Here is a 14,854-nt window from a genome sequence, read left to right on the forward strand (position 1 = left end):
GCTTAATTGTTTATAGTTTGTTGTTTATTGTTCTGCAACCAAAAACTATAAACTAAAAACTATTAAACAATCCAATCTATGACAACAAACACGATTCTATTATTATTGCTTTCATTATTAATAGCAGCTGGGTTGTCGTTTTTTCAATATTTATACAAAGTCAAAAACAAATCGAAAGTGTATTTGTTTTTGACTTTTTTGCGTTTTCTGAGTATTTTTTTCATTTTGTTGCTTTTGATAAATCCAATTATCACGACCAGTAAATTAGAAATTATCAAGACACCATTACCAATAGTGGTAGACAATTCAAGTTCTATTTCTTTTTTGAAAGCTAAAGAGAAAGCATCTGAATTGGCTCGGAAATTATCTTCAAATAGCGCTCTTCAGGAAAAATATGACGTGCAGCCTTATCTTTTTGATGCAACTTTTGAACAATCAGATAGTTTGACTTTTAAAGGAAATCAAACAAATTTGGATTTGGTGGCCAAAAACCTGAAAAGTATCTATAAAAATGCTTTTTATCCCACAGTTGTTATTACAGATGGAAATCAAACTACCGGAAACGATTATGTTTACAGTTTTGATGAGAATAAAAAGGTTTATCCATTGGTTTTAGGCGATACAACTAAGGTTTTTGATTTGAAAATTAATCAGTTGAATGTCAATAGATATGCTTTTTTGAAGAATAAATTTCCTGTTGAAGTTTTTTTACAATATTCGGGGGATAAAAATGTGACTGCTAATTTCAGTATCACACAAGGAAATGAAGTATTGAATAGACAAAGTATTTCTTTTTCACCATCAAAGAAAACCGCAGTTGTAAATGTGCTGCTACCTGCAAATAAAGTTGGCTTACAGATTTATAAAGCCAAATTAGAATCCAAAGAAACTGAAAAGAATGCCTTTAACAATATTAAAAATTTTGCAGTTGAAGTTATCGATCAAAAAACAGCTGTTGCAATAGTTTCTTCGATTGATCATCCGGATATCGCTGCTTTGAAAAGAGCAATTGAATCTAACTTACAGCATAAAGTTGAAATAATTAAGCCTAATGATGTCAAGACATTATTGAATTATAACGTTCTTGTTTTATATCAACCGACATCGGCTTTTAAATCGGTTTTTGAAGCTAATAAAAAAGCCAATTTGAATACGTTTATTATTACTGGGACAGCCACTGATTTTTCATTTTTGAATCAAGAGCAAAATAATTTCGTTTTTAAAATGAGTAGTCAGTCAGAAGATTATCAAGCTGATTTCGATTCGCAGTTTAATCTTTTTGCTGTAGATAATTTAGGTTTTGAAGCTTTACCACCTTTGCAAAACAATTATGGTTCGATAACTGCGAATGGGGAGGTTAATACATTGCTTTCTGCTAAAATCAGAAATATTGAGACCAAAGCGCCTTTGTTGTCTTTTACTGAAAATCAAGGAAAAAGAACAGCTTATTTATTTGGAGAAAATAGTTGGAAATGGCGTTTGCAAAGCCATGTTGACAATCAGTCTTTTGAAAAATATGATGTTTTCATCAATAAGATAATACAATATTTGGCTTCGAATAATGCGAAAAAATCATTGGTTGTCAATCACGAAAGTTTCTACAATACAGGAGAAGCAATCGAAATTACGGCGCAATATTTCAATAAAAACTATGACTTTGACGAAAAAGCGAATCTGACAATTGCAGTAACAAACGTTCAAACAAAGCAAACGAAGAATTATGACCTTTTGAAAGGAAATACTATTTATAAAGTAAATCTTGACGGGCTTCCAGCAGGAAGTTATAATTTTTCCGTAAAAGAACTGAATTCAAAAACGTCTTATTCTGGGCATTTTGAAATTTTGGATTTCGATATTGAAAAGCAATTTGTAAATCCGGATGTTCAAAAACTAAAACAATTGGCAACTCAAACAAAAGGGAAAGCTTTTTATCCAAACCAAATTGATGCTCTGATAAAAACACTTTTGGAAAATGAGGAATACAAACCTGTTCAGAAAGATGTTGTAACCAAATCTCCTTTGATTGATTGGAAATGGCTGTTGGTTTTGATTGCTGCTTTTCTTTCTACTGAATGGTTTGTTAGGAAGTATAATGGGATGTTATAGTGATTATTATTTAGCGTCAGTTCGAGTAAATTTTCAGAAAATGCGATTAGCTTTTTCTGAGAATTGTATCGAGAACACTCTTTTTAAGGAAGCTTTCTTTTACAATTAGCATATATAAAATATATTCAGAAATGAAATTGTCCTATGTTTATATATTGAAATGTTCTGACAGTAGTTATTATACTGGTGTTACAAGTGATTTAACACAAAGGTTGTTTCGTCACGTGAGTGCATACTATCCTGATTGTTATACAGCTAACCGTAGACCTTTAGAGTTAGTTTTTTATTGTGAGTTTACAGATATTGGTATAGCGATAGACAAAGAAAAACAAATTAAAAAATGGTCAAGAGCTAAAAAAGAAGCTTTGATTAAAGGGGATTTTGATGCTTTGGTGAATTTGGCTAAAAAGAAATTTGACAAATAAGTACTCGGTTCTCGATATAATTTGAAAAGCTGTCGTATTTCAAATTTACTCGAACTGACGGGATACAATTTAAAAAAAACGATAGCTGTTTTTTTAAATCACTCCAGTTGAAATTTTTATTACAGATTTTAACTAATTCTAATTTCTAATTACAATAAGCTAATAAAATATGGATTTTAGACTAAAAGTATTTTTCACTGTCGCTACACGATTGAGCTTTACGAAAGCTGCATCCGAATTGTTTATTACGCAACCCGCTATTTCTAAGCATATCCAGGAATTGGAAGAAGAATATAAAATCAAACTTTTTGAGAGAAACGGTTCTAAAATAGCATTGACGAATGCCGGTGAAGTCTTATTGAAGCATACCAAAAATATCTTTGAGATTTACAGGGAAATCGACTTTGATATGAGTACGTTTATTAATGAACGCAAAGGTTTGTTGCGGTTAGGAGCGAGTACAACGATTTCCCAATACATTATTCCGCCGCTTTTGGCTCGTTTTCACCAGAAATTAGAATCGGTTAAAGTTAATTTGCTAAACGGAAACACAGAGCAAATTGAAAATGCGTTATTAAACAGAGAAATTGAGATAGGAATTGTCGAAGGGCAGTCCAAGAATCAATCGATAAAGTATACTCAATTCATTAGGGACGAATTGGTTTTGGTTTGTAATTCCAATAATCCGTTGGTCAAGAGGAGGGAAATTGCTCCTGCGGATCTTAAAACACTTCAATTTCTTGTGCGAGAACAAGGTTCAGGAACACTTGAAGTTATAGAATTTGCTTTAAAACCTTTCAATATTAAAATTGATCAATTACAAATTGAAATGCAATTAGGAAGTACCGAAAGTATAAAATCCTATTTGATGAATTCGAATTGCGTAGCGTTTATGTCTATCCATGCTGTTTCAAAAGAGTTGAAAAACAATGAATTGCAAATAATAGATGTAGATAATTTGACGATTGAACGTTATTTTTACATTATTACATTACAAGGGAAATCGGATTCCCTTTCTGAATTATTCATAAAAAACATTTCGAGTTATTATAATCTGAAGTTATAGTGGATTATTTATAACGATTGGCTTTCTTGTTCCTTTATGGAGATCTTTGTCAAACAAAAATGCTCCACAGAAATGAAAACCAATAGTATAAGCAAACCTTATTTTATCAGAATCAATACTACATTGCAACAGGTTATCTTTGTTTTGTTGCTGTTTCTTTGTTTGTTTCCTGTCATTTCACCCCCAATAGCTTTATTGTTGGGTTTGGTGGTTGGCAATCTTTCCGGGCATCCTTTTTTGCATTTAAATCATAAAGCGACTAATATATTATTACAGGTTTCGGTTGTAGGTCTAGGGTTTGGAATGAACGTCCATAGTGCTGTTTCGGCCGGAAAGGAAGGTTTTCTCTTTACAATTGGCTCAATAATAGCGACCATAACCTTGGGAAGCTTATTGGGAAAATGGTTTAAAGTTCAGAAGAAAACATCGCATTTAATCTCTTGCGGAACGGCTATTTGTGGTGGAAGTGCCATTGCTGCGATTGCACCGGTTATAAAATCAAATGAAAAGGAAACTTCGGTAGCATTAGGAGTCATATTTATCCTAAATTCGATTGCTTTGTTTGTGTTTCCTATTATCGGTCATTGGTTGCAATTGTCACAAACCGATTTTGGTATGTGGTGTGCCATTGCTATTCATGATACCAGTTCAGTAGTTGGTGCAGCCAGTAAATATGGAACAGAAGCCCTTCAAGTGGCTACAACAGTTAAGTTAGCGAGAGCTTTATGGATTGTTCCGGTGGCATTGATAACTGCGGTTGTTTTCAAAAATAAAACTGGCAAAGTAAAAATTCCTTACTTTATTGGATTGTTTATTTTAGCAATGATTTGTAATACCTATTTTTCTCCTGTTGCGATTGCCACTCCTTATTTGGTTTCAATTGCAAAAATTGGACTCACAGTTACTTTGTTTTTGATAGGAGCAGGGTTGAATAGTAGCGTTTTGAAATCAGTTGGGTTATTGCCTTTGTTGCAAGGTGTATTGCTTTGGATAAGTATTGCTGTTGGGACTTTGGTGGCAATTATGTCTTTTAGTTAAAATTGATTTTCTTTCTTTTTATAGCAATCAAATTAAATCGGATATAATCATAATAAAGGGCGACAAAGAGAAAAAACACTGCAATAAATAATGTTTTGAGTACCAGAAAACCATAAATGAACCCTCCTGTAAAACACCCTAAAAAGAAGAAGGAAATAATTGATAATCGAAGATAAATACTGGTTTTCAGTTTTTTTCGTTCTTCCGGTTTTTTGTAGAAAAACAATTGTGATAATTCGATACCTAAATCGGTGAAGAGACCTGTTAAATGCGTTGTTCTAACTGTAGATTGCGAGATTTTGGTTACCAATGAATTTTGAATTCCCATCGCAAAAAGTAAACCAAAAGCAGTCCATTTTTGATCAAATAAATAAAAATTGGGATGCATTCCAAAGAGTCCCAAAGAGATTAAAATTACGATTTCGATTGTTATTGGTGCTACATGAAAGAGATCTGATTTCTTTATTGAAACCAATTCGGCCAAAAAATTAGAAGTAAAGGATCCTGCTAAAAAGAATAAAGTATAGATTAAAAAGACAATGGCTGCCTGATAATTGTGCTTAGTAACTTCTTCGGCAAAAAAAGCAAAATGTCCGGTCACATTGGTTGTCAGAGTCTTTACAGATAAAACTCCCGTTATATTCACTATTCCAGCTACAAAAGACAATAATACTGCAAGGCGTAAATTGTGTTTTGAATTCCTGTTTTTACCTTTATGTCTAAACATTTTGAATTTATTTTCTTTGGGTTTACATAAATTTAAAGCTGATTTGCTTAAATTATCTTTAAAAAAAATACATTTGTAATTCAAAAAAATAAAAATAATGAAAAAATTTAAATTTAAACGAACAGTACTTGTTTTTTCTGCAATTAGTTTTGCTTTTATTACTTTGTCTTGGGGTGTTTTTGGGCATGAACATATTAATAATGCGGCAGTTATGGCCTTGCCAAAACCGTTACAGACATTCTTTTACAATCATATTGATTTTATAACCCAGGAATCATCAGTTCCTGATTTGCGTAAATATACTTTACGCGATAAAGCCGAATATCCAAGGCATTATATGGATATGGAGAATTTTGGAGACATTAATTCCGTTCCTCTATCATTTGAAGAGGCAAAGAAAAAGTACGATGATAAATTTTTAGCTGATAATGGTATTCTGCCTTGGTATATTCAGGAAACGATGACCAAATTGACGAAAGCTTTCAAAGATAAAAGAAAAACTGAAATTTTGTTTTTGGCAGGTGATTTGGCGCATTATATTGGTGATGCAAACATGCCTTTGCATACTTCTGCAAACCATGACGGACAGCTTACTAATCAAAAAGGGATTCATGCTATGTGGGAGTCCCGTATTCCGCAGATGTTTGGTAAAAACTATAATTTCTATACCGGTGAAGCCAAGTATATTGAAAATGTTGAAAAAGCAACTTGGGACATGTTGAAAGATTCTCACAGTCAAGTAGATCCTCTTTTGGCAATTGATAAAAAAGTACGTGAATCTTTTACCGCAGAGACTATGTATGATAAGGACGAAAAGGGAAATACTGCAAAAAATAAATATGGTGATTTGATTTATTCTAAAGAATATGTGACGAAATTCAACACCGCTTTAAACGGAATGGTAGAAAACCAGATGAGAAAAGCGATTGTTGCAACATCTAATTTTTGGTACACAGCCTGGGTTAATGCAGGAAAACCAAATCTTGATGGTTTGGATGCCAAAGAATTGACGAATCGTAATAAGAAGAATCTGCAACGTGATTTGAAGCTTTGGAAAACTGGAAAGCTTTTTGGTATGGAAAGTGAAACTGAATTTTAAAATTCAAGAGTTTAGAATAAATAATAAAGCCTGTAAATGATGAGTTTACAGGCTTTTTCGTTTTGTTTAAATGACTAAAATTATTTAGCAATCATTTGATATTGTTTTTTCTTTAATAAATCTGAAGCGGTTTGATAATACGATACGGCATCGTTTACAAGATCAGTTCTTTCTTTATCCAAAGGAACTTGATTGTAATAGATTTGAAAATCGGTTGGCAATTTTTGGTCTGGTTTTAAAGTCAATTGAAACTGTTTTACGGTTTGTTTAGGAGAAAGTATCGTCAGAACATTGTCCTTTATTAGCCCTAAATCTTGATAGGTTGCAATCAAAGCTCTTGGTTTATAATCCGATTTCAAAACATCTTGTCCGTAAAATTTGCTTTGATAATTAAAATGCAATAATCCAAAAAGCGTTGGCATAATATCAATCTGAGACATTATATTCGTATATTTTTGAGGCTGAACAAAGCCCGGACTGTAAATCATGGCCGGAATTCTGTATTTATCCACAGGAAGCTCTGTTTTTCCAGCACTCGAAGCGCAGTGATCGGCAAGAATAACAAATACGGTATTTTTGAACCAAGGTTGTTTGCTTGCCATATCAAAGAATCTTTTTAAAGCGTAATCCGTGTATTTTACGCCACCTTCACGGGATTTAATGTCGCCAGGAATATCAATTTTGTTGTTTGGATAGGTAAATGGACGGTGATTGCTCACGGTCATCCAATGATTGAAAAACGGTTTGCCGGTTTTGGCCTCGTTGTTCATAGTTTTAATGGCTTTGTTGGCCATATCTTCGTCACAAACCCCCCAAATATTAGCAAAAGTAACTTCTTCGGGAGTGAATGTTTTTTTATCGACAATATCGTAGCCATTTCCTCCAAAGAAATCTTCCATATTGTCAAAAAAGGCATCACCTCCGTAAAGGAATTTCACGTTGTATCCTTTTTGTTTAAAAATAGAAGCTGTCGAGAATTTGTTTTTATTGTCCTTTCTTTTTACAACGCTTTCTCCCGCAGTAGGAGGAAAGCATAAAGTAACAGCTTCCAGACCACGAACGGTTCTGTTTCCAACGGCGTATAAATTGGTAAATAACAAACTTTTTTGTGCCAAATCATCAAGGAAAGGAGTGATGTTTTGGTCATTTCCATACATTTTCATGAAATCGGCGCTGTAACTTTCGATAGTAATCAAAACTACATTTTTAGGAATTTCAGCCGAATCGCTTTTGATTTCTCTCACGGTTGATTTTGCAGACATAGAAGGTATTTGTTTGTCCAATAAGGCAAAAGCTTCTTTTTCTGGAAGTGTTTTGTAGAATTTAAAATAATCCAATTCACTGTTTATGAAAGCCAGATAAAAACGGTAAATTCCGTTGGCTTGTAATTCGTTCGCAAAAACATTTTGAGAGTTTTCTTTTTTTGCCAAATAAGGAACTGCCAAAAAAGAAAGTCCAAATAGAGTTAGATATACAGCGGATAATTTTAATTTCTCAGTAAAAGTAGGAATGTCATCAATATAGTTTCTGGTTCTTCTGACAATAAAGTAAGTTACGGTTCCAGCTACCAGGAATAGGGCCGAAAATATCGGAATTACGGGATATGATTCCATAATATTTCCGATGACTTCATTGGTGTAAACCAAATAGTTAACGGCTATAAAATTGTATTTAACTCCAAATTCATTCCAGAAAAAATATTCGCTGATTCCGTTTTGAAGGATAATTACAACGTATAAAAATGTCACAAAAGTGAAGAGCCAAAACCTGATTTTGCTTCGGTATTTTGGTAAAAAGAGTAATAGACCAAAAAGCAAAGTTTTGATACCCACAAAAATCATCCCGATTTTTGGTAAAGCACCTCCGTATTCATTCAAAATGGTTTTTCCTGATGCGATATAGAGGAATAGCGCCACCAACAAACCAAATATGATATAACCATAAGGCTTGTTGTATTTTGAATTGGATATAAAAATCAAGTATAACCACAAGAATCCTGTTGCAATAGCAAAAACAAAAGCATCTGAAATCAGTCCGAATGAAAAGATTTTTAAGCTGTCGATAAGAGTAAATGATGTTTGTGTTATAGGATGTAAAGCCAAAACGATTCTTAAAACGAAACTCACAAGAATATAAAAAAGTGCGAGATTGTAAAAAGGAGAGAACTTTTTGAATAATGACATAAGGTTAAATTTTTGGCAAAAATAATGTTTTTAACATTTGATTGTTTTTAAAAAAATGTTAGAATAATTTCAAAACTGTAAAAATGTGGACCAAAAGTCGTGCCTGTGACTTTTTTAACTAAAAAAACTTCAGTTTTTAAACATGAAGATTTAGTATTTGCTTTTGTGAGTGTATGTAAACTCTAAAATGTTATCGGTTAATCAACTTTGCTTTTTCTTTAATAATATCACCTATTTTTCGGTTCTCGATTTTGCTTTCCAGCCAGGAAATAATATCCAAATAAAGGAAAGCTCTTTTCTCGTAAGTGTTTTTTTCCAGTTCTATAAAGCGCTCTCTCATTTTAATGAACTCTTTTTTAATATCGCTTGGATATAAATTACTCAGATTCTTTAGGAAACGAATCATTTCTTTTTGTACCTCATGCAAATCATTCATTTTGAGTAAAAACTTATAAGTATTTTTTAGTTGGTTTTCCAAATAATAATCCTTTCCGAGTTCGTAATGAGCAATCAAACATAAAATTCGGGCGAAACACATCAAATCTTCCCTCATTGTAAGGTTTTTGTTGTTGATGATTTTCTCCAAATAAAGAATGCAATCCTGATATTTTTCATTTCCAAAATAAATACAGGCAATTTTGTAATAGAACATCATTTCATGGTGTTCATCCATATGTTCACTATGAATTTTTATTTTGCTTAAAATTTCAGGGATTAAGTATTCGGCTTCTGCGAATGTGCCTTCCAGGATATGGTAGTTCAATTTGTTGTTATATATATAAAGAAATGACAACGAAGCAATATTATCATTTACCGGAAAACGAGGATCGCTGATTGTTTCTTCCAGTAATTCCAAATACTTTTTGAAGTTGGATTTGTACTTAAGCATAAATAATGACTCCAAAAAGTAATGATTCCCTTTCAGGAAGAAAACAGGATTCAGGAAAATCATATTTGGGTTGTCGTAAAACAAATTCACCCATTTGTAGGCATACTTATAGGAGGCAAGAAAATCCTGTACTAAGAAACTCCTCCATAAATTCGCGTTATAATACCAATATTTCTCCCTGAACTCAAACTTGGATTTGTCTAAGCGAGAAATGTGTTTGTTGAAATAATCATCAATGTATTTGTATTCTTCATCGCTTTTTACATATCCTGTTTTAAGCATGATACTGTATAATTGAAGCGATAAATTGGATAATTTACTCGAAATGGTATTGCGATAGTTTAATTCTTTTGCCTGAATGACCAATTCATCAGCGCGTCCTTGAATACTTCGGGTGATGTATTGCGACTCGATTAGTTTTTCAAATTCGACAATTTCAAAAGCCATATATTTCTCGTCATTTTCGATGGCTTGTTGCTTGGTTTTATCTAATATTTTCAAACTTTGCTTGTAAAGTCCTTTGTTGTAAAGAATTGCGGCAAAATCGATTTGTTCTCTCAGTTGGTATCTTATATTTTGACTGGGGATATTTAAGCGGATACTAACCAAAATTTGCTTGTACAAATAGGATTTTAGGTTGGATAGTTGTGCCTTTTTTATCAAACCGCTCTTTAAAATCAGTTTTTCATCATATACTTCTGATTTGTCCAAAATATTAAATAGTTCTATGAACTTGGTATTGGAACTCGTCTCCAATCGGCTTGCAAATATCTTGAACTGTCTTTTTTCAGATTTGGAAAGGGATTTTATTAATACAAATAAAAAATCTTTTTGATGGTTAGCCATTGTATTATAAAAGTATTTAAAATATTGATTTACAGTTTGTTGTATTGATAAAATTTACTTTATAAGTAGTATATTTATATAAAAACAAGTTTAGTTCTAAGTAAATGAAAACTATTTTTGTTTTGAGATGTGAAATTACATTAAATAAATTAAAATGAATAGAGAGAAAGTCCAAATTTTTGACACCACTTTAAGAGATGGAGAACAAGTTCCAGGATGTAAATTAGACACCAAACAAAAACTAGTGATAGCCAATCGACTAGATGAAATGGGTGTTGATATCATCGAAGCCGGTTTCCCTGTTTCTAGCCCTGGTGATTTTTTATCTGTTTCCGAAATATGTAAAATTGTTAAAAATGCAACTGTGTGTGGGCTTACAAGAGCTGTAGAAAATGATATTGATGTTGCTGCTGCCGCTTTGAAAGGTGCGGTTAAACCTAGAATACATACAGGAATCGGAACCTCTGATTCTCATATTTATCACAAATTACAAACTACTCCAGAGGATGTAATCGCAAGAGCAAAACATGCTGTAGCTCATGCTAAATCTTATGTTGAAGATGTAGAATTTTATGCAGAAGATGCAGGTAGAACTGATAATGCTTTCTTGGCAAAAGTTTGCGAAGAAGTAATTAAATCAGGGGCTACTGTACTTAATATACCTGATACAACTGGGTATTGCTTACCAGAAGAATACGGAGCAAAAATAAAATACCTTAGAGAGAATGTTAAAGGTATTGAAAATGTTATTCTTTCTTGTCACTGTCATAATGATTTAGGAATGGCAACCGCCAATTCAATTTCAGGAGCTATAAATGGAGCGCGTCAAATCGAGTGTACTATTAATGGTATAGGGGAAAGAGCTGGAAACACTGCTCTTGAAGAAGTAGTTATGATCTTTAAACAGCATCCTTACCTTAATTTATATACTGATATTGACAGTAAACAATTGAACGAAATGAGTCGATTGGTTTCTGATAGTATGGGAATGATTGTTCAGCCTAATAAGGCTATCGTTGGGGCTAATGCTTTTGCACATAGTTCTGGAATTCATCAGGATGGTGTGATTAAAAATAGAGCTACTTACGAAATCATGGATCCATTAGATGTTGGTGTCAATGAGTCGTCTATTATTTTGACAGCAAGAAGCGGTAGAGCTGCTTTGGCTTACAGAGCTAAAAAAGTAGGTTATGAACTTACCAAAACGCAATTGGATATCGTTTATGTTGAGTTTTTGAAATTTGCAGATATCAAAAAAGAAGTTTTGGATGAAGATATTCACCAAATTATTGAAGCTAGTAAAATAAGTGTGAGCTAATTTATAGTAGATAATTACTTTAAAAAACAAATAGAAATGAACCTAAAAATAGCAGTGCTTTCTGGGGATGGAGTAGGACCTGAAGTTATTTTGCAAGCCAAAAAAGCTTTGTATGCCATTAGTGTTGCCTATGATCATGAGTTTATTTTTGAAGATGCTTTGATCGGCGCAGTGGCAATCGAAAAAACGAGAAATCCTCTGCCTGAGCAAACATTAAATCTTTGTTTGAATACCGATGCTGTTTTGTTCGGGGCTATCGGTAATCCAAAATACGATAACAATCCGGATGCTAAGGTACGTCCGGAACAAGGATTGTTGAGACTTAGAAAGGAATTAGGGCTTTATGCTAATATTAGACCTATAAAGCCTTTTAAAAATTTATTGGATGCTTCTCCAATCAAAAAAGAGGTTATTGAAAATGTGGATTTCGTTGTTTTCAGAGAACTTACGGGAGGATCTTATTACGGAGAAAAGATTTTGAATGAAGAAGGGACATTTGCTTCTGATATATGTGAATATTCCGAAGAAGAAATTACTAGAATTACACATTTAGCATTCAAATCGGCACAAAAAAGAAGAAAAAAAGTGACATTGGTTGATAAAGCAAATGTTCTTGAAACTTCCAGATTGTGGAGAAAATTGGTCAAAAAAATTGCGCTTCAATATCCTGATGTGAAATTGGAATGCCAGTATATTGATAATGTGGCGATGCAAATTATCACTGATCCCAAACAATACGATGTGATTTTGACAGAGAATTTATTTGGAGATATACTTTCAGATGAAGCTTGTGCGATAATGGGGTCAATTGGTTTGTTGCCTTCGGCTTCGGTTGGTGATACTAAAGCGCTTTTTGAACCTATTCATGGTTCTTATCCTCAGGCAAGAGGAAAGAATATAGCAAATCCTATTGCTTCTATTTTGTCAGCAGCAATGTTGTTGCAGCATTTTGGATTGGAAAAGGAGGCCAGAAAAGTGTATGAAGCAGTTGAAAAAGCGATTGAGTATAAAGTGGTTACAATAGATTTAAATCCGGATTCAAGATTTGGAACAAATGATGTTGGAGATTTTATTTCGAATGTTATTTTAAGTAAAGATGATTTGTATTTTAAAAACGATAATGTTCAAATTGGACAGTCAACTATCGTTTAATCAATAGAATTCATAAAATATTGCATTATATCACTAAAAAGTCTTAGATTGTTGGTAAAATGTTTTGTTGTTGGGTTTGTTTTTTGTACTTTTGCGGTGTCAAAAAAACAAAACACTATAACATAATAAAATGAAATATACTACCAACGTCCTTGTGATTTTAAGTGTCATTGTGGTAATCACATATGCAAAGGGATTGGTATAAATATAAGTAAAGCTTATTTAAAACCTCCCATAATTTTTTGGGAGGTTTTTTTTTAGATAAAAATTTGAATTTACAAATTACACTAAATATAAATGGAATTAAATAAATACAGCAAGACGATAACGCAAGATGCTACTCAGCCTGCCGCACAAGCTATGTTGTACGGAATTGGTTTAACCGAGGAGGATCTAAAAAAAGCACAAGTTGGAATTGTAAGCATGGGTTACGATGGTAATACTTGTAACATGCACTTGAATGATTTAGCAAAAGATGTTAAAAAAGGTGTTTGGGATGCGGATCTGGTCGGGCTTATTTTTAATACCATTGGTGTAAGTGACGGAATTTCGAATGGAACTGAAGGAATGCGTTATTCATTGGTTTCTCGCGATGTAATTGCTGATTCTATTGAAACTGTCGTGGGAGCACAATGGTATGATAGTTTAATTGCAATTCCTGGTTGTGATAAAAATATGCCTGGAGCATTAATCGCAATGGGGCGATTAAACCGCCCAGCTATTATGGTTTATGGAGGTTCAATTCACTCTGGAAAATGGAAAGGTGAATCTTTAAATATCGTTTCTGCATTTGAAGCTTTAGGTAAAAAAGTAAAAGGCGAAATTACTCCGGAAGATTTTAAAGGTGTGATTCAAAATGCTTGTCCGGGAGCTGGTGCTTGTGGTGGTATGTACACAGCAAATACTATGTCTTCTGCAATCGAAGCTTTAGGGATGAGTTTGCCATACAGTTCTTCAAATCCTGCTTTAAGTCAGGAGAAAAGAGATGAATGTCTTGCTGCAGGAGCTGCTATTAAGGTATTATTAGAAAAAGATATTAAGCCAAAAGATATCATGACTCGCAAAGCTTTTGAAAACGCTATTACAATTGTAGCAGTTTTAGGAGGTTCAACAAATGCAGTTATGCACTTGATCGCAATGGCACATTCAGTTGGAATTACAATCACTTTGGATGATTTTCAGGCTATAAATGACAGAACTCCAGTTCTTGCAGATATGAAACCAAGTGGTAAATATATGATGGAGGATATTTATGAAGTTGGAGGTATTCCTTCAGTAATGAAATATTTATTAAAAGTTGGACTTATTCACGGTGACTGTTTAACAGTAACAGGAAAAACAGTAGCTGAAAATTTGGCTTCTACTCCAGATTTACAAGACGGTCAAGAAGTAATTCACGATATTCAAAAGGCGTTGAAACCAACAGGAAATATTCAGGTTTTGTATGGAAATCTTGCTTCTGAAGGTGCTGTAGCAAAAATTAGTGGAAAAGAAGGAGAATATTTCGAAGGACCAGCAGTTGTCTTTGAAGGCGAATTTGAAGTAATTCCTGGGTTACAAGCCGGAAAGATTAAACCAGGTAATGTAGTCGTCATTAGAGGTTGTGGACCAAAAGGTGGTCCGGGAATGCCTGAAATGCTAAAACCTACATCTGCAATTATTGGAGCTGGTTTAGGAAGTACTTGTGCGTTAATCACAGATGGTAGATTCTCCGGAGGTTCACACGGATTCGTGGTAGGTCACGTTACACCAGAAGCATATGATGGTGGTGGTATTGCACTAGTAAAAGATGGTGATTTGATTGCTATTGATGCGGTAAACAATACAATTAACCTGAAGATATCAGATGAGGAATTTGCAGCTCGTAAAGCGAGTTGGGTTCAGCCTCCTTTAAAAGTGACAAAAGGAGTTTTACTTAAATATGCAAGATCGGTTTCAAGTGCTTCAACTGGCTGCGTAACCGATAAATAATCATATTTCACAATAAAAAGTGGAAACTAAATAG

11 protein-coding genes are annotated in these 14,854 nt (G+C 33.4%); 8 read left to right on the plus strand and 3 right to left on the minus strand.

From position 1 onward, the window contains the following. The first annotated feature begins 78 nt into the window (after positions 1 to 78). From OZP12_RS10745 to OZP12_RS10760, 4 genes are all read left to right on the plus strand, one after another. Positions 79 to 2,106: a hypothetical protein gene (locus OZP12_RS10745; RefSeq protein WP_281224972.1), complete on the plus strand. Its 2,028-nt coding sequence runs from the start codon at positions 79 to 81 to the stop codon at positions 2,104 to 2,106. Between the two features lie 131 nt (positions 2,107 to 2,237). Next, positions 2,238 to 2,531, plus strand: a complete 294-nt coding sequence (locus OZP12_RS10750; RefSeq protein ID WP_281224973.1) for a GIY-YIG nuclease family protein — start codon at positions 2,238 to 2,240, stop codon at positions 2,529 to 2,531. Between the two features lie 169 nt (positions 2,532 to 2,700). Then, positions 2,701 to 3,597: a LysR family transcriptional regulator gene (locus OZP12_RS10755; protein WP_281224974.1), complete on the plus strand. Its 897-nt coding sequence runs from the start codon at positions 2,701 to 2,703 to the stop codon at positions 3,595 to 3,597. Between the two features lie 72 nt (positions 3,598 to 3,669). Further along, entirely contained in the window at positions 3,670 to 4,635 is a 966-nt protein-coding gene (locus OZP12_RS10760; RefSeq protein WP_281224975.1) for a YeiH family protein, read from the plus strand. Here the strand turns inward: OZP12_RS10760 and OZP12_RS10765 are convergent. After that, complete coding sequence (locus tag OZP12_RS10765; RefSeq protein ID WP_281224976.1) at positions 4,628 to 5,362, minus strand: YoaK family protein; 735 nt, start codon at positions 5,360 to 5,362, stop codon at positions 4,628 to 4,630. The genes OZP12_RS10760 and OZP12_RS10765 overlap by 8 nt on opposite strands. Positions 5,363 to 5,459: 97 nt before the next feature. Here OZP12_RS10765 and OZP12_RS10770 point away from each other — a divergent pair, with 97 nt between their 5' ends. Then, positions 5,460 to 6,461: a zinc dependent phospholipase C family protein gene (locus tag OZP12_RS10770; protein ID WP_281224977.1), complete on the plus strand. Its 1,002-nt coding sequence runs from the start codon at positions 5,460 to 5,462 to the stop codon at positions 6,459 to 6,461. An 80-nt stretch (positions 6,462 to 6,541) separates the two neighbouring features. On the opposite strand, the gene OZP12_RS10775 is transcribed toward OZP12_RS10770, so the two are convergent. Together OZP12_RS10775 and OZP12_RS10780 are read right to left on the minus strand one after the other, a co-directional pair. Next, positions 6,542 to 8,644, minus strand: a complete 2,103-nt coding sequence (locus OZP12_RS10775; protein ID WP_281224978.1) for an LTA synthase family protein — start codon at positions 8,642 to 8,644, stop codon at positions 6,542 to 6,544. Positions 8,645 to 8,834: 190 nt separating this feature from the next. Next, entirely contained in the window at positions 8,835 to 10,379 is a 1,545-nt protein-coding gene (locus OZP12_RS10780) for a hypothetical protein (protein ID WP_281224979.1), read from the minus strand. Between the two features lie 154 nt (positions 10,380 to 10,533). Between OZP12_RS10780 and OZP12_RS10785 the strand changes: the two genes are divergently transcribed. The 3 genes from OZP12_RS10785 (at position 10,534) to ilvD (ending at position 14,820) form a co-directional block, all read left to right on the plus strand. Beyond that, on the plus strand, positions 10,534 to 11,697 hold the full coding sequence (locus OZP12_RS10785; protein ID WP_281224980.1) for a 2-isopropylmalate synthase: 1,164 nt from the start codon (positions 10,534 to 10,536) through the stop codon (positions 11,695 to 11,697). 36 nt (positions 11,698 to 11,733) lie between these two features. After that, positions 11,734 to 12,849 carry a 3-isopropylmalate dehydrogenase gene (gene leuB / locus OZP12_RS10790; protein ID WP_281224981.1) on the plus strand — a complete coding sequence of 372 codons (1,116 nt, stop codon included), beginning with the start codon at positions 11,734 to 11,736 and terminating at the stop codon, positions 12,847 to 12,849. A 297-nt stretch (positions 12,850 to 13,146) separates the two neighbouring features. After that, positions 13,147 to 14,820: a dihydroxy-acid dehydratase gene (ilvD, locus tag OZP12_RS10795; protein ID WP_281224983.1), complete on the plus strand. Its 1,674-nt coding sequence runs from the start codon at positions 13,147 to 13,149 to the stop codon at positions 14,818 to 14,820. The last annotated feature ends 34 nt before the right edge of the window (positions 14,821 to 14,854 follow it).

The organism is Flavobacterium aquiphilum (genome assembly GCF_027111335.1).
Classification (GTDB): Bacteria; Bacteroidota; Bacteroidia; order Flavobacteriales; family Flavobacteriaceae; genus Flavobacterium; species Flavobacterium aquiphilum.